The 23434-nt window shown below is 63.5% G+C and carries 22 protein-coding genes and 1 pseudogene; 10 read left to right on the forward strand and 13 right to left on the reverse strand.

The features are described from left to right. Positions 1-63: 63 nt before the first annotated feature. Both ACIGJB_RS31050 and ACIGJB_RS31055 read left to right on the forward strand, forming a co-directional pair. On the forward strand, positions 64-633 hold the full coding sequence (locus ACIGJB_RS31050; RefSeq protein WP_483735150.1) for a hypothetical protein: 570 nt from the start codon (positions 64-66) through the stop codon (positions 631-633). Further along, complete coding sequence (locus tag ACIGJB_RS31055; RefSeq protein ID WP_483735151.1) at positions 620-2980, forward strand: TOTE conflict system archaeo-eukaryotic primase domain-containing protein; 2361 nt, start codon at positions 620-622, stop codon at positions 2978-2980. The genes ACIGJB_RS31050 and ACIGJB_RS31055 overlap by 14 nt, the downstream gene beginning before the upstream one ends. Positions 2981-3056: 76 nt before the next feature. Here the strand turns inward: ACIGJB_RS31055 and ACIGJB_RS31060 are convergent, their stop codons facing one another. Then, on the reverse strand, positions 3057-3278 hold the full coding sequence (locus tag ACIGJB_RS31060) for a helix-turn-helix domain-containing protein (RefSeq protein WP_483735152.1): 222 nt from the start codon (positions 3276-3278) through the stop codon (positions 3057-3059). Positions 3279-4411: 1133 nt separating this feature from the next. On the opposite strand from ACIGJB_RS31060, the gene ACIGJB_RS31065 reads away from it, so the two are divergent. Next, positions 4412-5326, forward strand: coding sequence for a tyrosine-type recombinase/integrase (locus ACIGJB_RS31065; RefSeq protein WP_483735153.1), 915 nt, complete (start codon positions 4412-4414; stop codon positions 5324-5326). A 104-nt stretch (positions 5327-5430) separates the two neighbouring features. Beyond that, positions 5431-5865: an HU family DNA-binding protein gene (locus ACIGJB_RS31070; protein ID WP_483735154.1), complete on the forward strand. Its 435-nt coding sequence runs from the start codon at positions 5431-5433 to the stop codon at positions 5863-5865. A gap of 174 nt (positions 5866-6039) precedes the next feature. On the opposite strand, the gene ACIGJB_RS31075 is transcribed toward ACIGJB_RS31070, so the two are convergent. From ACIGJB_RS31075 to ACIGJB_RS31090, 4 genes are all read right to left on the reverse strand, one after another. Then, positions 6040-6840, reverse strand: coding sequence for a hypothetical protein (locus ACIGJB_RS31075; RefSeq protein WP_483735155.1), 801 nt, complete (start codon positions 6838-6840; stop codon positions 6040-6042). A gap of 194 nt (positions 6841-7034) precedes the next feature. Beyond that, positions 7035-7553, reverse strand: coding sequence for a hypothetical protein (locus ACIGJB_RS31080; RefSeq protein WP_483735156.1), 519 nt, complete (start codon positions 7551-7553; stop codon positions 7035-7037). Positions 7554-7622: 69 nt separating this feature from the next. Next, positions 7623-9947 (reverse strand): SMC family ATPase, encoded by a 2325-nt coding sequence (locus ACIGJB_RS31085; protein WP_483735157.1) that lies wholly within the window; start codon positions 9945-9947, stop codon positions 7623-7625. Continuing rightward, positions 9935-10453 carry a hypothetical protein gene (locus ACIGJB_RS31090; RefSeq protein ID WP_483735158.1) on the reverse strand — a complete coding sequence of 173 codons (519 nt, stop codon included), beginning with the start codon at positions 10451-10453 and terminating at the stop codon, positions 9935-9937. Before ACIGJB_RS31090 ends, ACIGJB_RS31085 begins: the two co-directional genes overlap by 13 nt. A gap of 293 nt (positions 10454-10746) precedes the next feature. Here ACIGJB_RS31090 and ACIGJB_RS31095 point away from each other — a divergent pair. Continuing rightward, positions 10747-11070, forward strand: a pseudogene (locus ACIGJB_RS31095) (helix-turn-helix domain-containing protein); the annotation flags it as partial. Beyond that, complete coding sequence (locus ACIGJB_RS31100; RefSeq protein WP_483735159.1) at positions 10965-11684, forward strand: IS630 family transposase; 720 nt, start codon at positions 10965-10967, stop codon at positions 11682-11684. The pseudogene ACIGJB_RS31095 and the gene ACIGJB_RS31100, both read left to right, overlap by 106 nt. Positions 11685-11704: 20 nt before the next feature. Here the strand turns inward: ACIGJB_RS31100 and ACIGJB_RS31105 are convergent, their stop codons facing one another. The 3 genes from ACIGJB_RS31105 to ACIGJB_RS31115 all read right to left on the reverse strand — a co-directional run bounded on the left by ACIGJB_RS31105 (position 11705) and on the right by ACIGJB_RS31115 (position 14849). Further along, complete coding sequence (locus ACIGJB_RS31105) at positions 11705-13147, reverse strand: metallophosphoesterase family protein (RefSeq protein WP_483735160.1); 1443 nt, start codon at positions 13145-13147, stop codon at positions 11705-11707. A gap of 140 nt (positions 13148-13287) precedes the next feature. Beyond that, positions 13288-14577 carry a recombination directionality factor gene (locus tag ACIGJB_RS31110; RefSeq protein WP_483735161.1) on the reverse strand — a complete coding sequence of 430 codons (1290 nt, stop codon included), beginning with the start codon at positions 14575-14577 and terminating at the stop codon, positions 13288-13290. After that, positions 14526-14849, reverse strand: coding sequence for a DUF7696 family protein (locus tag ACIGJB_RS31115; protein WP_483735162.1), 324 nt, complete (start codon positions 14847-14849; stop codon positions 14526-14528). Before ACIGJB_RS31115 ends, ACIGJB_RS31110 begins: the two co-directional genes overlap by 52 nt. A gap of 632 nt (positions 14850-15481) precedes the next feature. Here ACIGJB_RS31115 and ACIGJB_RS31120 point away from each other — a divergent pair. Genes ACIGJB_RS31120 through ACIGJB_RS31130 form a run of 3 tightly spaced genes read left to right on the forward strand, consistent with a single transcriptional unit; the run spans position 15482 to position 17180 of the window. After that, on the forward strand, positions 15482-16078 hold the full coding sequence (locus ACIGJB_RS31120; protein ID WP_483735163.1) for a hypothetical protein: 597 nt from the start codon (positions 15482-15484) through the stop codon (positions 16076-16078). 44 nt (positions 16079-16122) lie between these two features. Then, the gene (locus ACIGJB_RS31125) at positions 16123-16731 is read left to right on the forward strand and encodes a hypothetical protein (protein WP_483735164.1); all 609 of its coding nucleotides are present in this window, start codon (positions 16123-16125) and stop codon (positions 16729-16731) included. Positions 16732-16742: 11 nt separating this feature from the next. Then, positions 16743-17180 carry a bactofilin family protein gene (locus tag ACIGJB_RS31130; protein WP_483735165.1) on the forward strand — a complete coding sequence of 146 codons (438 nt, stop codon included), beginning with the start codon at positions 16743-16745 and terminating at the stop codon, positions 17178-17180. A gap of 90 nt (positions 17181-17270) precedes the next feature. Here ACIGJB_RS31130 and ACIGJB_RS31135 read toward each other — a convergent pair whose 3' ends face one another. From ACIGJB_RS31135 to ACIGJB_RS31155, 5 genes are all read right to left on the reverse strand, one after another. Next, entirely contained in the window at positions 17271-17765 is a 495-nt protein-coding gene (locus ACIGJB_RS31135; protein WP_483735166.1) for a hypothetical protein, read from the reverse strand. Positions 17766-17814: 49 nt separating this feature from the next. Continuing rightward, positions 17815-19056 carry a vWA domain-containing protein gene (locus ACIGJB_RS31140; RefSeq protein ID WP_483735167.1) on the reverse strand — a complete coding sequence of 414 codons (1242 nt, stop codon included), beginning with the start codon at positions 19054-19056 and terminating at the stop codon, positions 17815-17817. A 7-nt stretch (positions 19057-19063) separates the two neighbouring features. Further along, a complete protein-coding gene (locus ACIGJB_RS31145) occupies positions 19064-19981 on the reverse strand; it encodes a hypothetical protein (protein WP_483735168.1) in 918 nt (305 codons plus the stop codon). Between the two features lie 89 nt (positions 19982-20070). Then, positions 20071-21096: an ATP-binding protein gene (locus ACIGJB_RS31150; protein ID WP_483735169.1), complete on the reverse strand. Its 1026-nt coding sequence runs from the start codon at positions 21094-21096 to the stop codon at positions 20071-20073. Between the two features lie 283 nt (positions 21097-21379). Further along, positions 21380-22948, reverse strand: coding sequence for a hypothetical protein (locus tag ACIGJB_RS31155; protein ID WP_483735170.1), 1569 nt, complete (start codon positions 22946-22948; stop codon positions 21380-21382). Between the two features lie 200 nt (positions 22949-23148). On the opposite strand from ACIGJB_RS31155, the gene ACIGJB_RS31160 reads away from it, so the two are divergent. Then, positions 23149-23394 (forward strand): hypothetical protein, encoded by a 246-nt coding sequence (locus ACIGJB_RS31160; protein ID WP_483735171.1) that lies wholly within the window; start codon positions 23149-23151, stop codon positions 23392-23394. Positions 23395-23434: the final 40 nt, after the last annotated feature.

Here is a 23434-nt window from a genome sequence, read left to right on the forward strand (position 1 = left end):
CTACGTTCGCGCTCCTCCTACCAGTGGCTCTGGAGCGATTCTTCCATAGTGGGGAGCATGTCAATGCCTGATGTAAGGCCAAAGGCCGCCCGGAAAACCTCGCCCTCCTGGAGCGATGTCAAAGCCAAGCTGACCAGCTTGGACCATGCCGACCTGATCGGACTGGTGCAGGCTTTGTATGTGGCGAACAAAGACAACCAGGCCTTCCTGCACGCTCGGTTTGCGCTGGGCGGCGATGTCCTCAAGCCATACAAGGTAACCATCGACCGCTGGCTGTGGCCGGATGCGTTCAAAAACCAGGACACCTCGGTGGCCAAGGCAAAGAAGGGGATTTCGGACTATAAGAAGGCCATTGGCCAGCCCGCAGGGATTGCCGAACTGATGGTGTTCTATTGCGAACGGGCGTCCGGCTTCAGCGCCGACATTGGCTACGAGGACGATGGCTACTTTGATGCCTTGGTGCGGATGTTCGAGCAGTCGCTGAAAACGATCGCCATCTTGCCGGATGCGCAGCGGCGGGGACTCTGGGCACGCCTGGATGAAGTGCGTCGTGTCAGCCAAGACTTCGGCTACGGCGTGGCCGACGACATGGATGGTTTGCTTGCCGAGTATGCTGTCGATGGCCAATCATGATGCGTTCGCCGCGCTGCAAGCCGAAAACGCCCGTCTGATTGCCTTACTGGAATCGCACGGGATCGAATGGCGCGTGCCGCTGAAGCCTGCGCCGCGCGTTCAGGAGGCCGAGCCGTCGCACTTTTCCACGGGCGACAAGGTGACGCTGTTCCGCAGGTTGTTTCGCGGCCGCACGGATGTCTACCCGATCCGGTGGGAGAGCAAGTCCACAGGAAAATCTGGCTACGCGCCGGCTTGCGCCAACGAATGGCGTCCCGGCGTTTGCGAGAAGCCGCGCATCAAGTGCGGCGACTGCGGCAACCGATTGCTGGTCCTACTCTCGGACAAGGTCATTTACGACCATTTGGCCGGCCAGCACACGGTGGGCGTTTATCCGTTGCTGGAAGATGACACCTGTTATTTCCTCGCCGTCGATTTCGACGAGGCCGAGTGGCGGGACGATGCCCGTGCCTTTGCGCAATCTTGCTGCGAACTCGATGTCCCGGTCGCGCTGGAGATTTCCCGTTCCGGCAAAGGCGCTCACGCCTGGGTCTTCTTTGCGGCCAAGGTGTCGGCACGCGATGCGCGCCGCCTTGGCACAGCGATCATCAGTCACACCTGTTCGCGCACTCGGCAACTCAAGCTCGCGTCCTATGACCGCCTTTTCCCCAACCAGGACACGATGCCCAAGGGTGGCTTCGGCAATCTGATTGCCCTGCCACTGCAGAAACATTCGCGTGAGCAAGGCTGCAGCGTGTTCGTCGATGCAGATTTTCGCCCCTATCCCGACCAGTGGGCATTCCTGGCGTCAATCCGGCCGATGGCACCGCACGACATCGAGCCAACAATCTTTCGCGCCACCGAGGGCGTCCACCCGTTGGATGTCACCTTTATCACCGACGAGGACTTGTCCACGCCGTGGAAGCGCAAAGCTCTCGCGTCAAACAACCTGGCGGGCCCTATGCCTGAGTCACTGACCGTGACGCTGGCTAACCTACTCTATTTTGAGAAGGCACAACTGCCGCAGCCGCTAGCCAATCGCCTGATCCGTTTGGCGGCATTCCAGAACCCCGAGTTCTACAAGGCGCAAGCGATGCGCATGTCGGTGTGGGACAAGCCGCGCGTGATCGGCAACGCCGAAAACTTTCCGCAGCACATTGCCCTACCGCGCGGCTGTCTCGAAGCTGCGTTGGAACTGCTGCGTGATAACGGCATCCGCTGTGATCTGCGCGACGAGCGCTGCGTGGGCGAGCCCATCGACGTCAGTTTCTCCGGCATGCTGCGCCTTGACCAAGAGGCCGCGATTGCCGGGATGTTGCAGCACGACGCTGGCGTGCTGTGTGCACCGACCGCCTTCGGCAAGACGGTCACAGCGGCCGCCATGATCGCCCGCCGCGGCGTCAACACCTTGGTGCTGGTCCATCGCACCGAACTGCTCAAGCAATGGCAAGAGCGTTTGCAAGCCTTCCTGGGGGTCGGCAAAGGCGAGCTCGGCACCATCGGCGGTGGCAAGGTCAAGCCTTCCGGCAAGATCGACATCGCTGTGATGCAATCTCTGTCGCGGCTGGGCGAGGTTAGTCCGCTGGTCGAGAACTACGGTCATATCATCGTCGATGAGTGCCACCATGTCGGCGCGGTCTCGTTCGACGCGATTCTGAAACGGAGCAAGGCAAAGTACGTGCTCGGCCTGACGGCCACCCCGATTCGCCGCGATGGCCAGCAGCCCATCATCTTTATGCAATGCGGACCTATCCGGTACACCGCGGCAAAGGCGCCCAGCTCACCTTGCGACTTGGTGGTCGTACCGCGCACACGCCCTGCGCGCATAGAGCTGCCGACCGAGTCTGGCATTCAGGATGTGTTCCGACATCTGGTCCACGATCAGACTCGGACCGACGCCATCGCTGCGGCCGTGACAGAGGCCTTCAATCAAGGACGCAAGATTTTGGTACTGACAGAACGCACCGAACATCTTGACGTCCTTCAGGCCGCGTTGACTGGCCAGATTTCCCAACTATTCGTTCTGCACGGGCGGATGTCCAAGCCGCAACGCGCCGCGTTGATCACGGCGCTCGGCGCCCTACCCGCCGACGCAGCTCGCGTCTTGTTGGCGACCGGCAAGCTGGTCGGTGAAGGGTTCGATCACCCGCCGCTCGATACCCTAGTGCTCGCGATGGCCGTGTCGTGGAAGGGGACGCTGCAACAGTACGCCGGCCGGCTGCACCGAGAACATGCCGACAAGACTGATGTACGGATCATCGATTTTGTCGATAGCGGCCATCCGGCATTGCTGCGGATGTGGGACAAGCGCCAACGAGGGTATCGCGCCATGGGGTATCGGTTGACGGGAGAAGCCGGCACTGACTGACCGGTTTCTCACCCCCGTGCAACGTTCCAGTGCGCCAGGGATGGTCCGGATCGGCCACCGGCCAACCATCCGCCCGCTAAGCATGGCGTTCCCAAGGGGCTTGGTCGCCGACCTTGGCCGCATGGGCCGCAGCCTGCTCGAGCCAAGAACCATGCGCCTTCGGCACGACCAGCATCGCCAAACCCAGTCCGTCCAGCACACGCAGGACGTGCTCGAGATTGACGCCCTTGCCGTTCTCTAGCTTGGACAGCATGCCGATCGAGACAGCGCAAAGCTTCGCCGCCTGGTCAATGGGCATCCCCTCCCCTGCCCGCGTGGCGCGAATGCGGTCGCCCAGTTGGTGAATGGTGCGAATTGTCGCGCGCGAAGGCGGCGTCGGATCAGGTAGTGGTCGCGGCATAAAGGCCCGTCCGTGAAGAAGGCAAGCCAGAGAGCAGGCTGCTGGCCAGGTGATTTCATGATCGTGAAATTATAATCCGAAACGGGATTGGCTGCCTTCTCTGCGGAGGGGAACTGCCTCATGCCAGCCCTCGGTGTTAAGAGCTCTGGGGTATCGGGAATGAGCGTTTTCGCCCGCCGATGTTGATTGGGGCGAATCGGGACGGCCCGCGCCCAAGCCCATGCGCCCCGAACCACGTGGCGCGCGTTGGCGTAGGACGGACAATGCGGCGACCTCTGCTCGACACTACCTGAGTGCCGCGCATCCTTGACGTTCCCCGTGCGTGGGCAATCTGGAAGCATCGTCGTGAATACCGCTTCCCATGCTTACCACCCCCTCGCGACTGTCCCTGTTCTCAACCCCGTCGCACACCCTCACCCATGCACCGGCCCTGTTGTTGCTCGCCTGCTCCGGCACGAAGTTGGAACCGCCGGCTTGTGCGATTGACCTCTGCCGGAATTCGGCGAGAGGACCGGCCAAAATCTAAACGGCACACCGCTCTATCGCCGGCATGACTGGATCGCAGTTGACGGTCAAAGTCGCTCATGCCGGCTCCTCGGTGAAAGGATGGAACGCTGACCCAGTGCGGGCAGATTCTCGCGCGCCCACGTACGAACTCTTCGACTTCGACGCATGGGCCAACGCCACGAGTTTGTCTGGCGTGGCTGACCCGGTCTGGCACAGCTCAACCGCCGCCCGACGCGCAGGTCTGAAGGCGCGGGCGAAGGTCGGCAATCTCCAGTTCCCGCAGGCGCTACTGCGCCTGGGAATGCCTGCTCGCGTGCTGCTTCACGCAGGAGCACCGCTTGGAGCGGCTCACGGGCATGCTGGATGCCGCCTATCCCCACTATGCCAAAACGCGTGCAAGGCTGTGCGCCCGTCGGAATCGCTACGGCCGGCGGCGGGAGTGACCCCGTCTCCTACAGGCAATATCCGCCTCGACGAGGCGGCAGGGGTATGGGGAGGGGCAAATTCAGTATATAACAGCGGTCATGGATACCCTCTGGCTCAAGAATCCCACCCTGGCCTACCGGGACTGGCAGGCACGCGAGGCCTCCGGCGCCGATCACCGCCCGTTCTCAGCCCGCTCGATCATCCAGCACCAGGCGATGTTCGAGCACTTCCGCCGACATCTGGTGGCCAGGGAAACGTCCGTCGTCGCGTTTGGCGCCGACGACATCGAGGCGTTCTGGTTGAGCGCGGAGGCCCGCACCTATTCGCAGGCCACGCGCATGCGGTACGTGAAGCTGCTGGACCGGCTATGCCGGCACCTGGTCTTCGCCGGCGTGCGCCGGGACAACCCGGCCGCCCCTCTTCTCGCCGTCGAACGGTGGCCGGACATTGAACCCACGCCGCAGTATCTCGACGCCGACGCCGATGCGCGGCTGCAGGCCTATCTGCAGTCCCCTGCCGACGATCTGGCACAACTGCGCAGCCGCGCCATCGTCGCCACGTTTCTGGCGACGGGCATCACCGCCGCCGAAGCCCGCGCCGCGCGCATCGTGGACCTGGTCCCGAACGCCCGCCCCCCTTACCTCTTCGTGCCCGGGCCACGAGACGCCCGCACGGTGCACCTGTCCGACTTTGCGGTGCCCGTACTGCGTGCGTGGCTGGCGCGGCGCAAGACGTTGCCGATCGAGGGCGATCGACTGTTCACGCTCACTCCGGACGGACGCCCAATCACGGACATGAGCTTCGGACGCACCGTGTCGGCGGTGCTCGAAGCGAACGGCGGGTCGGATGCGGAGATGAGCCCACGCACGCTGCGCAACACCTTCGGCCGGCGGCATTTACTGGCCGGACGCTCGCGCGAGGAAGTCAGCCAGATGCTGGGCCTGGCCAGCCTTCGCACCTGCGACCGTATCGCCGCCACTATCGAGGAAGACAAAGATCGCACCGTTCGATAGTGGATGGGTAAGCGCTACTTGCATGACGGCCCCCATTTGCTATGCTTCGCGGCAGCGCTGAGAGCCAAATCCCGCGGCTGGCGCGCATTCCAACCAAAGAGACCATGGCCACCAAAGCAAAGCCCGTAGCAAAGACTGCAACGAAGACCGCTGCAAAGAAGGCTGCAGCCCCCGCAAAGAAGGCCGCACCGGCCAAGAAGGCAGTCGCTGCTGCTCCGGTCGCGAAGCCGATCAAGGACACGTTCAACAAGTCGAGCCTGCTGGCGCACCTGGTCGAGCAAACCCAACTGGAAAAGAAGACTGTCCAGACCGTGCTCGCCCACCTGGAGAACACCATCGTCAGCGCCATCAACAAGAAGGGCGCGGGCGAGTTCACGCTGCCCGGCCTGTTCAAGGTCGCTGCGATCCAGGTGCCGGCCACCAAGAAGCGTTTCGGCAAGAACCCGTTCACGGGTCAAGACCAGTGGTTCGCCGCCAAGCCGGCCAGCGTGAAGGTGAAGGTCCGACCGCTGAAGAAGCTGAAGGACGCCGCGGCGTAATTACTCCGCAACCGCACCAAATGAAAAGGCCCCGGAATCTCCGATTCCGGGGCCTTTCTGCATGTTGACGACAATCAGTGAATGCTGTGGCGTCGCGACCTGCCCCCACGCCACAGTGCCGCCGGCGGAAGGGCGACGTCCGCTTGCGTAAGACCCCAACGTCGTATCCAAGGGTTAGCTGGAGGCGATCCTTGTACGCGGTATGCCGCGCGATCCGTCGTGTTCGACGCGTTGTCCATACGAAGTATCCGCCGGGCCGAGCAATTCCTTGGCTATCCCAGTACGCAGAGCTGCCCGAGTTTCGTCGTTGGTAACGCCGGCCAAAAGGCTCCGAACATGCGTCAGCAGGCCTTCGATAGCCTTACCAAGATCCCCCGCTTCCAAGGCCAAGTCCAGCTCCTTACCAAGGTTCAGAGCGGTACTGGAAGATTCGCTCACAGAGACGCGGCGACCATAGTATTCGCCGTATCCTCCATACTCGAGAAGGCGGCCATTGCTGCGTTGCCAGCATCCCTCGATATTCAAGGCCTTCAGGCCATGGCCATCGTCAAGACGGCGAGCGATTTCGAACAGCACGCCAGGCTCGACGCGCCCATCGAAGGGGGCGGCGCGGTCTATCAGGGTAGCAAGTGTGGCGTCACCATCTGCCCCGAAGTGCCTGGCCAAGACATTGAGATGGTTCTCTATGGTGTCGTCATTTGGAACGCTAAGGCCTAGTTGGAGAACAAGTTCACGCAGGCTTTCGTGAATGTCTTCCCACTGAGGCACATTACTTTCGGAGGATCGCGCGATGTATGCTCGGCCCTTGCTGGGACGCGAGGGATCAAGGTAAAAGTCCTGGAACAGCGCTCTGATTACAGGTGTAACTGTCTTCAGCGCCAGAAGGCCAGTCTCGTCGAAGTATTTTTTTACCATTTTCAAGTTTGCGTTGAGCGGAGTCCTTCCCGCAGGAAGGGATTCCCGCTTGGGTTTCATTGGCTACGCTTGCGGGCCACGGGAGCAGGCCGAAGTAGCGACATGAAGAACCCTCCGAAGGAGGGCATTGGCAGGAATGGCCTGGCCTTACAACCAGGCGGACCTTACACGCCAGAGCAATTGAACAGGCCTCCATCCAGCGGGTCGCTGGTAAGGAGGCTGTGGTCAGTTCCTTGGTGTGAATGGGCGAGGAATCACCCCTCTTCGGAATCGCCCATTATGGCTATCTCGCAAAGCACGTACCGGGAGAACATCTTTTGAAACGCCTCTTTCTGCGAGCCCGAGAAGAACACCCCAGCCACGTCGCCGTAGTTGAGCTTGAGGCCCTCCTGGACTGAGAGGCATGCCGCATTCAGTGCCGATTCGACAAGGTGCTCGATTAGCAGCGCATTGCGCTCAGCGCAGCCAAGCCATTGATTCAGGGCGTCCTGCACCCTATTGGCCGCCTGGCAGAAAATTTCGGCGTCCTCGTCGGTGGCACGCGGGAACAGGCGGTGAATCTCACCGCCGTCCTCACACAGACCTCCGAACTCGTTGGCATCCACGTAATTGTGAAGTCTGGCGAACTCGGTAATGGTCGGTGGAATCCGTCCCGTGGCAATCTCTTGCTGAATCTGACGCTTTCCAAGTTCGATCGCTTCGGCGATGAACTTCTCTTGCTCGTCGTTCAGCAGATGTGGTGCGGCCGCGGCCGGGATTGAAGCTTTGTTCATAAGTCAAAATGAAAAGGGCCGCTCCCCTTTTAGGGGTGCGGGCCATGATTAAGAGGAAGGAAATGCGGACTACTGTGCCGCCAGGGCAGCCACGTCGATGACGGCGTCGGCTTCGTCTATCAGGTCCGGCGTGTGGGAAATGAAATACTCCCGCTCGTACCCGCCCTGGCGCAGCACTTCGCGCTTCATTCGCATGAAGGCACGCTTTCGCTCGGGATCCAACGGGCCATCGGCTTCGTCGGTGAACAGCGTCTGGAAGGCCTGCCCGGTGTCCTGCGCCCGGTAGAGCGCAATCCCGCGGGTCAGGCACTCGTTGATCCAGATCTTCTGTCCGCCTGACATCACAGAGAAGTCCTTCGTGGAATCGTTTTCCCCGTCGTTGACGGCGATCTCGAACCCTTCACGCTTCTCGCCATTGGCCAGCGTCGTCTGCGTCTGAATCGCGATGGTAAATCGCGGTCCGTAGCAAGCGAGCAGCAGATCGTTGACGATGCGCGTGAGGGCCGGGCCCGCGTCATCGATGGACAGCGCGATGACGCCGTCGTTGCCCAATCCCTTGGCGAGCAGCTTCCACTGCGCGATCTCATCAGAGAGCCGATCGGCCTTGCCCTGAACCGCGGGCAGGCCGGCAACCATGGCTTCCACCCGTTCGAGTTCGGTCGACAAGGTAGCCTGCTGGCGGATCAGGACTTCGATCCGCCCGTCAAGGGCCACCACCGCTTCCCGGCTCTGGCGGGTGCGCAGATCGAGCGCAGCCAGCATGCCGGTCACGTCCTCGGTGGCCAGCCCAGACAGCTCACGCTGCACGGCGGACAGCTGAGCGTCGGCATCCGCCACATCCCGCGTAAAAATCGCCGCGGCAGCCGCCTCCTCGTCACCGAGTGCCTTGAGGTCCCGCTCGGCCTGCGCCAGGCCCTCCCGGGCCACATCCAGCATCGGCTTGCGGGCCGCCAGCGCGGTCAGGCGCTGCAATTCCTGCTGGTCACGTGCCAACTCCGCCTGCAGGGCAGACAAAGCCGTACGCTGGCCGGGCAGAGCCGCCAGCGCGTCGGCCAGCGGCTTCGTCGCCAACTGCTTGGCCTGGTAGCTGGCCCGCAAGTCCCGCACCGTGATGACCTGTTCGGCCAACTTGCCTTGGGCTTCGCGCGCCTGCGCCAGCAACGGGCAGGTGTTGTGCATCGGATCGGCCCGGCACGGCACCGTGTCGATCACATCGGCCTGGGCCTTCAGCGAGCCAGCAAATTGCGCCGCCGACTTGCCGCGGGCTTCCAGCCCCTGCAACTCGGTGGAAAGCGCGGCCTGCTGCGTCCCTTGCATTTCCAACTGGCTCACCGCCTGCTGCAACGTGCCAAGCTCTCCCTGCTTCCGGCCAATGGCCATTTGCAAGGCATCGCGCTGCTCGCCTGCCGCGAGGATCACCGGCCCTTCGGCCACGGTCAGCTTGCGGCTGGCCACCAACTGCTCTAGCTCCCGGCGCCGCGTTGCGGTACGGGTGGCCGTTGCACGGTGGTCGGATTCCAGTTGCCGCCGGCGCGCCCCCAGTTCGGTTTCCCGTTGCCTGAGTTCGCGCAGACGCGCGTCAGTCGCTGCACTCGCGCTTTGCCAGGCGGCCAGCGTCGCGCGCTCCTGAAGGAGCTTATCGCCGTTGGCTGTTTCCGCATCGCGCTCGCGCCGAGCCGTAGTCAATGCCTCGACGGTCTGGCCGATCTCGCGTCCGAACTGCACCGCCCGGTCACGCTGGGCGGAGAGACCCACCAACTCGCGCTGCAGGGTGTCCAGACTGCGCCCAAGCAACTTTGCCACGTCGCCGGCCTTCGCCGACAGGTCGCGCAAGTGCTCGATCCCAAGCAACTCAGCCAGCAGTCGCTTGATCTCGCTGGCTTGGTAGCTGGCGATCGGCCGACGGTTCTGGGCAGAGAACACGCTGGTGAAGAACGCTTCGGGCGACCCCAACACCGCCTCAATGCAGCGGTTGTAGGTATCTGCCTTGCCATCCGACAGCGTGCCGTCGGGAAGCTGCAGCGGCACCCAGTCACCTGCGGCGCCTTTCTCGAACAAGTAGTACTCCGCCTTGCGGCTCTTGCCCGGATTCCGGAAAGCGAACGCCGAACGGTACAGCTTGCCGGCGTGCTCCCACTCCAGATCCTTCTCGCCACGGGTGCCACAGAGGTGATCCCAGTAGGAGAAGCCATCCGCGGTCATTTTCGAGGCGTGGCTCGGCATGATCGGGTACGGGTGCAGGTTGTCCATCAGCGTCGTCTTGCCAGCCCCGTTGGGACCGACTAGCGCGATCAAGCCGGGGGGCAAGTGGATCAGGTCCAACGTCACGCTGTCACGGCGCATGCCATCGCGCACGCCATGAAAGCCCGAGAGTGTCAGCTTCAGTGGACGCATTCGGACACCTCTGTACCGGTCATGGATGCCAGGTAATCAGCCGGCAACTCCATCACGTCGCCGTCGTAGAACGGCATGTCAGGGGCGGCAGCTGGGGCGTCATGTTCGGGCCGCCCGGCCAGCGCACGCTCCAGGGAGCGCACGGCCGCCGCGAATTGCTGGCGAGCCAGCGCAATCACGTCGGGCCACGCCGTGCAGCCGCACAGCGACTTCAACTCCAGCGCGCTCCACTGGCTGGCGTAGCCATTGGTGAACGACCAGAGCAGGTTCTGGATTTCGAGCGAGGGGGTGACCTCGTACCAGTGCTGGCCGTCGGCGGCGTGCACCGCGAGGACCAGCAGATGGTCGCGCTGGGCAATCACCGCGCCGCGCCCTGCCCCGAAGGGCTGGAACAAGGTGCTGCGGGTAAAGCCATGTGCGTCTGCCAGTCGCGCGGCCAGGTCGGACGCGGCGATGGTGGTTTCAAAGGTTTGGGCCCAATCGGCGCCCGCAGGGTAAAACATCATGGTGCACTCCAGATAAGACGGAGTGCTGTCCCGGACGGGAAGCACCCGTCAGGGGTCAAAGGGATGAAACAGCGGTCGATGCGTCCGAGGGACGCGGGGTAAACCTTGTTTCGACAACCCCAATGGGCTGTCGGAACATGCTTCTGGCCAAGTTCACGGTCTATTGAGGCTTGTATAAATCATGACAACCGATTCGAGTCTGACGCGTTATCTGATCAAGGCGTTGATCGGGAGTCGATTGCATGGCAGGGAAGATGGACGAAGCGACCAGAAAGCGGGTTCGCGCTGGACGGATGCTGTTAGCGAACAAGCCGGTCGCGGAGGTTGCGGCTGCGGTGGGCGTGGCACGGCAGACGGTGTACACGTGGAAGGCGCGACTGGACGAAGGCGGCATCGATGCGCTGCGCACCATGGCCCGTGGACGGCCGTCGTTGCTCGACGATGCCCAGCGCGAGCAGTTGTGTCGTGCCTTGCTGCAGCGCCCCACCGAGCATGGCTTTGGCACCGAACTGTGGACGCTCAAACGGGTGCGTCTACTCATCGAGCAACGCTTCGGGGTGTCATACAACGAGGCCCATGTCTGGCGCATTCTGGATTCGCTCGGCTTCTCGCCCCAACGCCCAGATCGACGCGCTATCGAGCGCGACGAGGACGCCGTTCTGGCGTGGAAGCGCAAGACTTGGCCCGCGCTCAAAAAAAGTGTACGCGGGAGCAACGGCTGATCGTTTTCATTGACGAGTCTGGGCTCTCGGAACGCCCCACGCGCGTGCGCACCTGGGCTCCGAAAGGTCAAACGCCAGTCATCCAGTTTCATTTCAACTGGAAGCATGTCTCGGCCATCGCGGGAATGAGTTATCACAACTGCCTGTTCCGCCTTTACGACGGCGCGATCAAGAGCGCACAGATTGTGGAGTTCCTCAAGGCACTGCGCGCGCACCTCAAACGCCGCCTGATGATCATCTGGGACGGCGCCGCGCAGCACAAGAGTCGCATCGTGCGCGACTACCTCGATAGCACTGGTGGTGCAGTGCAGATGGCCTTTGTCCCGCCCTACAGCCCGGACCTGAATCCAGTGGAGTATCTCTGGGCCTGGCTCAAGCGCCATGCCCTGGCCAACTTCTGCCCACACTCGCTCGCCGAACTCAAAACGACCGCCCGCAATCGGCTGCGCAGCGCACAGCAACGCGCCAACATCATAGCCGCGTGCTGGAAGCAGGCCGAGTTGTGGTGATGTCAGCATTTATGCAAGTCTCAATAGGCGGTCGCTTCCGCAAACAGGTCATCGGTGAGCCAGTCCATCGCTTGTGGCGGTGTGCTGATCTCCTCGAGGAAACGTTCGGCACGCGCGACCGGCACTGGCAGTGCGGCAGACACATTGGTGTCAGCCACCGGTAAGGACGCAACGTCAGGCGCAGACACTGCGGCAACTTCGATCGAGCCGCCGGCATTGTCGAGCTGCAGCAGCACCAGGTCCGCGATGGCTTGCGGATTTGCATGCTCCAGCATCGACAGACGATCCAGCAGCGGGACAGTGTCGACTTGCGTCAACTCACCCCACCGCGTGATCTTTTCCGACAGGCTGGCGGCACGGCTGATGCCTTCCGCTCGGCTGCGCACGGCAGGCAGCACACGGCCTTCGAGCTTCACTTCGGCAGCGCCCGCAAACAGCACGCCAATGGCGTCGCGATCGACGACCTGACGGTGCTCCTCGTCCACAACCCAACGGATACGCACGAATTTGTCGGAAGCCTGCGCCGCGACGCGGGCCAGCTCCGACATGTCGGGCGGGCCATCGAAGTCGATGCACAGGGTCTCACGGGCCGGCGTCACCACTGGGGTGGTTACCGCGCACCCTGGCGTGACCTGCCATTGCAGGTAGGTCTTGTCACCGATCTCGCCATAGTGGAAGCGTCCGATTGAACCCGGATATGCCACCAGTCGGCCTTCGCGGTCCCATTGCTGGGCGCGATGGATATGCCCGAGCATGAAGCCGTCGCATTCCGCATCGAACAGCGCCCCAATGGTGAACTCGTGGTCGAACCCAGCCATCGGCACGCCGTGCTCGGTCTGGCAGCCGTTCACGGTGCCGTGCGAGATGCCTACTGTGCGAACGCCCCGGGCCCGCAGAACACGATTCACGGTGCCGGCAGCATGCAGGTAGGTGGCCAGATGGTCCCCCACCGCGGTTGCAGCCTCGGTCGTTCCGACTGCCGCAGCGAGCGTCGCCTTGTTGACCGTGGGGACGCAGGTGAAGACCACCTCCGGAACGCCACTTGCGAGAAACCCGTCAATCTCCGCGGGCATGAACAGCGCACCAGCAGACGGGATGAACGCTCCATCGCGCAGCGCCACCTGGTGGATGCGGTCAGCAATATAGACCGGGTAGCGGCTGCCAACGAGGCGAAACAGATCCAGCGTGCCGGGCGGCTCGTGGGAATATGTTCCTTGAAGCATGACCACAGCCATGTGGTCGGAGAGCTGCCGGATCCGTTCGGCCAGCACACGCAATGCCGGCGTGTGGGCATCCAAGCGATGGTCGGTCGAGTCGCCGGAGACGACGCCAACCCGACTGCCCGCGGCGATCGCGTGTTGGACCGCGAAGCCAAAGCAGCGATCCGCTTCGTCGAGATGGCCGGGCGAGTAGTGCAAATCAGAAAAGTGAGCCAACAGCAGGCTCTCATTTGCATTGAGCATGAGGTGATCCTCCAAAGGGGTACGTTGCGCCGGCAAGGCGCAGACAGGGAAAGGCGCAGCCGATCTGGCCGCAGGTGAAGGAAAAGAGGGGAAATCGAGAAGGAAGAACGACGCGACTGCGCCGTTCCTCCTCGATGCCGTCAGACCGGCAAGGTGGCCTCGCGCACGCGGGCGCGGACTTGCTCGCGGAAAGCCATCGGGTTGGACAGCGCCATCTGCATCTCGCCGATCAGGCTATCGATATCCTTGGGCCGCTTGGTCCAACCCTGCCCATACTCGATGCGGGCAAAGCTCAGCAGATCGATCTTTTCCTGCCCGGCTGCCATGCCGAGGCGGGCCGCAAGGTCGGCCAGCATGCTCTCGCGATCTTCGGGGTCGGACGCGCCAGCCATGCCTTCCGATGCCGTGGCGACTGGCACGGGGTCCGCAAACTCTGCGGTCGACGTCAAGGGCGCATCCTCAGTTCCTGCCGATGCGCGCTCCAGCAACGCAACCGCATGGCTTGCCCCCTCGATGGCGAGCTGGTCCGCGCCGTCCAGCAGCGCGCCCAGGTCGATCTCCGCATCCAGCGTGGTGAGCATCTGTTCCTGCCGAATCGGCAGGCCATCTTCACCGATACGGGTGATCTCGACCGCCTTCTTCGAAAGCCAGAAGCGCATGCCGGCGAGTCGTCCACCGCGTGCCATGGCTACCGTCTGCATGGCGGCGTACGCCTTCTGCAGCACGTAGATGGAGTTGGTGGGCAATTCGATCAGGCCGAGGCCCTTGATGTCGGGAACCGCGAAGAAGAAGCTTGCACTGAGATTGCACTTGCGCTCCTGGTACTGTGGGCACTGGTGCGGATCGCACACGCCATCGGGAATGGCGTCATCCTGGCGCAGGATGATGGTCCGTCCGCCGAACAGGCGCTTCGCACGTTGCGCGCGCTGATCGACCTCCGGCGCTGCGTACATCTTGCAGTACCGCTTGCCGTCCGGCCCGTAGTCCGAAAAGTACTGCAGGCCGCGTGTGCCCCACACCTTCAACTGATTGGGCATGTTGGCCAGCCAGTCGTCGAAGGCGAAGATCACCGGGAAGCGCCACAGCTTGAGCCCGTCGCCGCGGTCCTCGCCGTACTTCTGGAGGATCTCCTCGGCTGTGGCCGGATTGGTAAAATCCGAATCGCGACACGTGAACCACCCGGTGTTCTTGGGTACGAGCGCGTTGCGCAGCTTGGCTTTGCGCTCGATTTCGTTGCCGATTGATTCGAACGACTCGCCACGCGCCAACATGGCGTCGTGGATCTTGACCGCCTCCGGGTTGGCCTTGCCCGCCTTGGTGAGCACCTTGATGCCCGGGCGGATCTTGCCAATGATCGGCGGCCTGGCGGGCCGTTCCTCTATGAGACTGCGTGGACTGCTGAAGTCGCTGTAGCCAATGGCTCGTTGCATGATGCGCTGCTCCTGCGTTCAAGAAATTGAACGACGGCGACGCGGATGGACGCAGCATGCTCCCGAAGGCGCAGGGCTGTGTCGGCCCCGCGCTGGGTCGTTACTTGGGAAAGGAACGCCGCTCGCGCGGGCTCCGCTAGACCGGCCACGTGGGCCGCTTCGCACAAACTTCGCCACGCGTGCGGCATATCGACATAGTCGGGTCGCCTACGGGCAAGCGTGGCCGCAATGGCGGCACGAATCTGGGAATTCTGGTCGATGGCAGTCAGCATGATCAGCTCCTGTTCGAGGGTTCCTACAAACAAAAAAAGCCCGCTCCGGCGATGCGGAAGCGAGCTTGTTCGCAGGAAGCCCGTTGCCACGCCCCTTCCGGGGGCGTGGCAAACAGGGAGCTATACGCCAATGCGCAAGCTCTATGTGGGGACGTAAAGTCGTCCCCGTGCAGCATGGTCACGCTGCACATCAACCCATTTAGAACACAAGGTTCACCGCAGGATCACGGATCAGCCGACGACGGCCGCTCTGCCCAGGAGGGGCCAAGAGAGAGAGACCCACATGGTCCCGAGCTCGAACGGTGTCCACAGCGCATGCAAGAAGCAGCACTGGTGCAGGACGCGTTTTACGGATGATAGATGGGGAGCAAATGGCGAAAATGCTCATCACAAGAGAATGTCCACACTGGTAGCCAACCAGTCGGCGCATGCGCTAAAGCACGACTTGAAAATGCAATGGACTCGCGAGGGAGTCGGGTCGATGCGTCGGTGACGCTAGAAGTGAGATCATTATGTATCGAATGCGCGCCAAGGCAAAGCGCGTAACCTCACGAAAATCGGTAACCTTACGATACGCATCCGCCCTTGTCCTGGCCGAGAATCTCCTCCGAGAGAGACTTGCGTTTAAGGACATGGCCGAGCAGCTGGGAACATTCCCCCACATCCCACCAGACTTGCAATCCGACCTGGCTCAGGCGGGCACACCCGAGCAAGCCAAGCCAGACACTGGACTTAAGCCCCTCACGCGGTTGATCAGCGAAGATCGCATCGGGCGCATCGTTCCCGAGACCTCAACGAAAGTAGAGGTGTCGTTCTCGTCCGTCTTCACGCGCCGGTTTCTGCACGATGACTACAATTTTTGCGCGGCCAAGTGTTCGGTGGCGCGCGGCGGTAAGGTAAAGGCGCTCGACGAAGCTTTCCGCGATGCTGAAATCTGGTTTACGCGCGTGACCGAGTGGCTCGCCACGAAGAACCAGCTTGAGTTCTCGATTGGCTACGAGTCCGTTTCCCTCGAAGTGCCCAACGCACTCGCCGGACGGCTGCTGCGCCTACTCAACCAGTACGACAAACTGTCCTCGGCTACGCTGTTCGCGCACGTCGGGCGCTCCATCTCCGGCACTGAACGCGATACGCAGCTCGATATCGCCAGCCGCCGCATCAACATCATTCACTCGCTTTGCATCCCGGACAACGACCGATTTGCCGACGACGGCAGCCGGCTGGCCTAACGGCCCCTGTTGTCCCCCCGCCCTTCCGAACCCCAAGGATTACCGTGGACATTCGAGACATCCAGCGCCTGCACGAGCAGTTTGCACACGCCCGGCTCACCCTGGAAGCGCCGACGACCTCGCACCATCGAGCCAGCCGCCTGTTGCCGCCGCGCGCTTACGCCGGCGCAGGGCTGACCCGACATTGGGTCGAGCGTGCAGGGAACGCCCGCCTCATCGTCGGCATCGTGGCTGGCATCGTCGCCGCGGGCGCACTCGGCATGTCCGTCGCCAACTGGAAGCATGGACGGGCAACCACCGCCACCACGCGAGAGGCCGCGACGCCCGCGGCGGCGCAGGTCAAGTCGAACGCGCGGGATCCCGTCCGGGCGCCGGCTGTGACCGTCGTTGCGGTGGAGGCCGCGCCGGTGCCTGTGAATGCCCAGTCGGTCGAAGTGCCCGTCAAAGTTATGGAGGCGCCGCAACCGGCCGCACAGCCGCCAGCGCCCGTCATTGCGTCGGCGCCCCGTCCGCAGCCGCGCCCCGCTCCGGCCGCCCGGGCTGGCGCCCCGGCCACACGCAAGGCCGGCCCAGCCCCGGCGCTGGCGAAGGCCACGCCGCCATCCGCTGCCTCCCACCCGGCCAATAGCGCGGCCGAAATCAAGCTGTTCTGAGGCGACCGACCATGAAAGAGACCCCAACCTTCAGCGTGCTCAATCGCGGCATGAGCATCCACGGCGACGTGGCGGCGGACCACGGCATTACCTGCCTTGGCCTCATCGACGGCAACCTGTCCTCGTCTGCGGGACTGCTCCATGTCGGCAACGGCGGCATCGTGCGCGGCAAGGTCGAAGGCGACCACGTGATCGTGGACGGCATCGTGGAGGGCGACGTGGCCGCCCGTAGCACGCTGCAAGTCAACGGCCGCGTGAAGGGCGAAATCTTCTACGCCGGCACGATCCGGCTTGGGCTGAATGCCAATCTTGAAGGGCGGATCACCCGGGTCGCCGCCATCGGCACCGGAACGGACACCCACGTTTTTGCGCGGGAAGCCGTCACCACTGGCCCAGCCGATCCCGTCGAGCTTGCCAAGGCAGACACAACCGAGACCCCGAGCACGTGAGTCCGGGGTGTAGACGGAAACGCGCACGATTTCCTATCTCTTATGAGTCCCAACAGCCCGGTTTGCCGGGCTTTGTTGCTTTCGGCTCGGCTAGCGCGCCAGGCGCTGAAGCGACACCAGTGTGCCGACCGAGAACAATCCGGGCAGCGTGAGCCATGGCAGGCTATATCCCTGCGTGCCGACAAAGGACACAAACGGGTACTGGCCGTCCATCAGGCAGCGGAAACACCGCCTGCCGAGGATCGGATCCTCAACCTGGTACCGGCCGCGGTGCCGCAAGCCAAACTGCGCCAGGCCCTGCCGGTAATGGTGCTCAACAACCGGGCGCGGCCATAGTTGCGCCTCCAGCCATCCGTCATAGTCCAGATCGGTGTCACCGGCCCCCTGCGCCCGCAACCACGCCGCGTGCAATGCCACGGGGATCCTGCGTGATAGCCGCTCGACCTCGATGAGCATCTGCGTGTCGCTTACTGCCAATACTGCCACTGCTGCCTCCCACTGCTTCCACTGCATATTGCTGCCGGCGCTTGCGCCGGCCGGTCGCCGTCCTTCAACCTGCGGCGCCTGCGTCAATATCGGCAGCACGGCGCGATTCCAAAATGAAAAAACCCGGAAGCAAGCTCCGGGGTTGGGTTCAAACGATGACTTCGACCGCCTCGCCAAACGGCGGCGGAGATATCCGCCGCAGCGGCGTAGTCGAGGCCCACAACGTGGGATACGCTGGCGGCGCAGCCGGGAATTTCCCGGCCATGTCCGTCAGGTAGACAAGGAAGGCCGGGTGAATTCCCTGCTCTTCCAGCCAGGCAAATGGCGCCACGAAGCTCGTGCCGCCACCGCCGCGAATGGGGCCCAGCTCGATCGCCTCGCCCCGTTCAAAGCACTGGACCTGCGCGATGCGTGAGTCGCAGTCCAGCACGAACAAACGCCGCGGCTGCAGCGACGTGAAAACCGCTTCGATCTCCGCCCCGAACTGCGCCTGCGTCTCGTCGAACACCGAACCGCTGGTGTCGCGCACAAAGACCGCATCGCCGACCGACTGATCATGCAGGGCCGGCAGGTACAGGCCCATGTGGGTGTACCGCCGGTTCGGCATGGCCCAGCTGTAGTCCGATCGGGTCTGCTCGAAGGCAAAGCGGTGCAGCACCGAGCGCCAATCCACCGATGCCCGCGTAGCTGACGCCACCATCGCACTCAACTCGCCCGGCAGCTTGCCGCGCATCTGCGCCGCTTTGGCCGCCTGCATGGTCGCCACCTTCCACTCGTTGGCCAGTGTTTGCTGGTCTGCCTGCGGTTGCTGGCGCACCTCGCCGGGAGAGAACTCCGGCGATGCCTGCCACGGATCGTCACCGGCGTTGCCATCGCCTTGGCCGCCCTGACCGTCCGGATTGGATGGCTCATTGCCGTCGCCTTTCTCGCTGCCGTCCGGCTGTGACTGAGATTGTGGCTGTGGCGCCGGTTGTGGCTGCTGCTGCGGTTGCTCCGACCCTTTCTGGCGCAACATGGCATAGATCTCTTCCGCGGACCTGCCGAGAAAGCGTCCGTCAATGAGCGCGCCGGCCGGCAACTGCAGGCCGGCGTTGAGCACCAACGGATTGATCGCATAGTCACAGGCCTGATTCCAACGGCCAGGATCACGCACGCCGCGGCGCCAGCAATGCCCGTTGGCCGGATGCAGGACCTCGTGCGCCAGACTGCCGCGCAGTTCAAGATCGCTCAGGGTGGTGACGAACGCCGGGTTGTAGCCCAGCGACACGCCATCCACCCAGAACGTCTTGCACGACGGATCCTCGACCAGCTGCAACCGCATCAGCAACGCCCCGAAGAACGGCTGCGACAGGATGAGCTGGGAACGCTGCTTCGAGATTCGATCGCGCATAACGGCCTCACGCAGTCAGCAGTTGGAACATCGGCGAGGCGGGCGCAGCGACATCTGACGACGGGGGCGGGCCTCCCATGAAGGCGGCCATCTGTGCCTCGATCTCCATCGCCTTCTCTGATACCTGCTTGCGCAGGTCGCTCGAGTTGCGAAGATCAAGGCCGCTGTGCCGCGCCAGATGCTGCTGGGTGTCCCCCAAGATGCGCGTGAGCGCCTGATCCCCGGAGAAGTTCAGCTTGGGCAGCAGCGCGCTCAGTTCGCGAACCTTGTCGGCCACGTCCAGCCGCACGTTCGTCGCCCCGTAGAGGCGATTCGCGAAGTGCTGCACGGCCTCGAACAGCCGGCCGACCAGGTCGTCGTTGGCGGTTTTCACCGCGCCGAGCACGCGCTGGTCCATATCGGCCTTCAGGCCGTCCAGCACGTTGGCCGGCAGCGCAATGTCGAACTGGCTCGCGTCCGGGAACGGCAGCACCGCGAGGCGCATGCCGAACTTCTTCGCCAGTTCCGCCTGGGTCGGATAGTCCGCCTCGTCGAACAGGCCGTTCAGCGCCTCTCGCGCCTCGTCCTTCAGGCGCGGATAGTCGGCAAGAAACACCGCGGTCGCGGCGTTGAACTCGTCCTGGAACTGACGCTGACGATCGGCCACCTCCATGTACACGTCGGTGGGCAACAGGCGCACGCCCAGTTGGTCGTAGTCCAGGCTGTGCGCATCGAAATAGGCGCGGGCGCGATTGGCGATCGCACACACCTCCTTGTAGGACGTCGCCCCCTCGGTCAGCAGCTTCTTGTTGAAGCGGCCAATGTCCTTGGTGTCGTGGTTCGCCTCGACCTCCTCGGTCGCCCGGGTGTCGAACTTGCGCGCCCGCCACACCGACGTGTTGAAGGTGGCGAGCATGACGCGCTTGGTAATGTCTTGAATGTTCATGATGATTCCTGGAAATGGGATGGATACGGCAGAAAAGACAAACGGCGAGCCAGGTGGCTCGCCGTCATGGGATGAAGAAGAAAGATAGATCAGTTGCCGAGCAGCAACTCACCGAGCTTGCCACCCTGCGCGTTGATCCACGCAGGCGTCGCGCAGATCCGGGAATCGCGGCGTGCGGCGTCGGTGGCGAGCATCACGGCGAACTCGCCGAGATGGGCTTCGAACAGACGATTGGCATACACCATCACGCGATCGAAGTTGTTCTCGTTGGCAACGGAGGCGAGCGCCGAGCAGATGGCGTACTGCGCGGCCACCTTGTCCGGGATCCTGGCGGATTCCGGGGCGGCCAGCACCGAATCGACACTGGGCAGTTCACGATAGATCTGGCGGAACGACTCGAACTCGAGCGCTGCGCCCTCGCCTACCGCGCCGGCCGTGACGATGATTTCCATGCCCGGCGGCACCAGCGGCAGTTGACGCGCCACATGCCCCCAGCCTCGAGGCGAAGGCAGGTTTTCCACCTCCTTGCTGCGCTCGGATGAGAGCAGCAGATCCGGGCGGAAGCGAATGAAGGCGATCAGCACCGGCGGCACGTGGTTCGTGACCGCCCACCGCGTCCAGTCCTCGATCGTCGGTTCCAGCTCCACAATGGTGCTGAAGCGGGATTTCAACGGATCGAGAATGTTGGACACCGCCGCGTTGTCGCTACGACGGTTGGTGGCTGCGACAAAGGTGACGTGGTCCGGCAGGACGTGTTCACCGATGCGCCGTGCGAGCAGCAGTTGCATCTTGGCGGCCTGGACCGCTGGTGAGGCCTGTCCGAGGTCGTCGATGAACCAGACCAGCGGGCGCGTGCTGTTGAGCGCCGTGGCCAGATCCCCGAACGGCAGGAACTTGGCACCATCACCATCGTTAGCCGGAAACGGCAAGCCTTTGGAGTCAGTCGGATCCTCCACCACGGGGTGGGAGATCAGCAGGTCGTGGCCGGCAGCCTTGGCGGCGCTATCCACGATATCGCTCTTGCCGATGCCAGGCGCCCCAGTGATCAGGACGGGCAGGCGTGCGGGGATGAAGGCCGCGAGCAGGGTGTGCAGTTGGGAAGGGTTGACCTTCATGGGAATCCTAAAGGGGAGTCCCACAAAGACATCTTCCGCACAGGGAGAGTGTCCCTGTGGGAAGTTTCAATGAATGCGCCAGCAGTGCTGGCAGAGGTCGATGCGTCGGGAGACGCGGGTAAAACGTGGTTTGGACTGATTCGTATCAGTGCGAACAACGCTCGATCGGCATAGCTTACAGTCAATATGCGCGGGCATCACGCCGAAAGACGACGAATTTGCTATCGCTTTTGAAAGGGGAAGATCCCCCGGCGCGTAGCCTGGGGGATGGTTGAAAGAAATCTCACGCGGCGGCCATCGCCAGCGCTGGCTCAGGTTCGCTCAGACGGGCCCGGGCATACGCCAACGTGCCATCGCCGGCCTGCAGGCGACGAATGGTGCGCGTCTCCGGCTGCTCGATGTAGTACACCCGCGAGTTGCCGCGCGGGACATGCTGGATCTGGCGGAAGCCTTCGCCAATGCACAGATCGACGTACTCGCGACCGTTCATGAGCGTGCCGTTCAGGTTCCAGCGTGAGGCCTCGGCACGCTCACGCGCCCGTTCGGCCTCCTTCGCCTGCAGACGCTGCGAGCACGCGGCTAGCGCCTGTGCATCCCACTGACGCTGCTCCGCTTCCGAGAAGCCGCACAGCTCGAAGATGCGACGGCGACGCGTGGCAGCCGGCACGCCAGTCAGCACTACCCCGCATTCCTCGCGCAGCACGCGCTTGGACAGCGTGTTGTGGTCGCTGGGCGTGTCCAGGACTTCCAACAGGCAACCCAACTCACGCTGCAGCACGGCTAGCGCGAACCGGTTGGGCCAGTTAAAGCTGCCATGATCGCGCTCGCTGGCGGCCAGGGCGAGTTCGCGCCGATGTCGGCGCTCGCTCAGATTGCCCTTGGCGCGTTCTGCCTGCGCCCGCTCAATGCGTTCCGCATAGCGCCTGGCACCAATCAAGGCGTGCAGCCGCGCGGCCAGCGGCGAGACCGGGGCGGCGTCGTCTCCGGTCGGGGTCTTGCCCAACGGCGCCGACAGCGGCGGAATCACCTGGTCGGCAAACAGCGCGTCGTCAACGTCGACATACGTGCAGTCCTGCGCAAGGGGCTTCACCAGTGCAATGAGGCGCGCGGCATTGCGCGCCGTGATGGCCAGCTTGTCGTGGCGCATCACCGAGCACAGCGCCTGCAACTGATCGGCCGACAGGGCACCGCGCAGCGCCGGTACCGCAATCAGCGTGGACAGCCAGTGCAGGTCATGGCGGCCGGTGCCAAAGGCGTCACCCCCGCTGCGGTAGGCGTTGAGGATGCAGTCCCGCACCGGCTCGCCGCGTTGCAAGGCGTAGGCGACATGCACCTCGTGGCGGCAGTTGATGCCGGCCCCCGGTGCAAACTCCGGCCCGTTGGTCCCGTAGCCGAAGCGCCGGTGGAACTCGCCTTGCACGAAGGCGTAGGCATCGAGCGGCTCGGCCACGGCAAACAGATCCAAGTTGGCGCATCCGAGGCTCGCGACCTGGTCGGAACCGACGGCCTCGCTGGTGAAGACCGCCAGCCGACCCGCCGCGCAGACGGCTTGCCAGGACGTGCGGCTCATTTCGTGCGGGCGGAGCACCTTGCCATGCGGACGGACAATGAAGCGCTCCACCTCGTCCAGGATGGACGTGAGGATCGCCTTCGGGTCGCCGGCGGGCCGCACCGCGAATTCCCCGGAGGGCAGCCGCAGGACGGGGATGGCGCCGCGTTCAACATGACGCACGGCAATGTCTTCGGCGCGCAGGCCTGGCCTGGGCCCGGGTTCGAGGTTCAGGAAGGCCAGCACGCCGGCAAGGGTCGTGCGGGTTTCGACCCGCTCGGGGCCAGTGGAAACAACGTACATGGTTTGCTCCGGGAGCGAACAGAGCAAGCCCAGCGGGGCGTTGCCCCGTCTGGGTGGAAAGGAAATGGCGGTGCGAGGCTCAGCTCGCGTTGCGGTCAGGCCGTGACCGGTGCGTCCGCGGCAGCTTCGACGCGGACTGACCAGGCGTGGTTGGTACCGAGATAGCCGGCGGCACCGATGACCGCCGCCGCAGACAGGGTATGGACGAAACGTCCAGACTGCTGTCGCTGCTCCTTGGTCGGTTCAGCAACGGCCTTCCGTGCCTGAAGCAGCAGGCCGCGGCCCGCACGCCGGCTGTGATCCATGCGAAAGGCCGCGCCCACTTGATGGACGAGCGGCAGCTGGTCGCCGTTCTCATGTGCCACCGGGGCACAGCCGCCGGCTGCGCGCGCCTGCTGACGAGCGCCTGGAAGCTACCGGGCAAGGTCACGAGGCCAGCGGCATGATCGTACTGGGCCTTGCCGGTGGTCTCCTCGCCCGAGGTGG

It is taken from the genome of Cupriavidus sp. C2SS-8b (assembly GCF_057073745.1).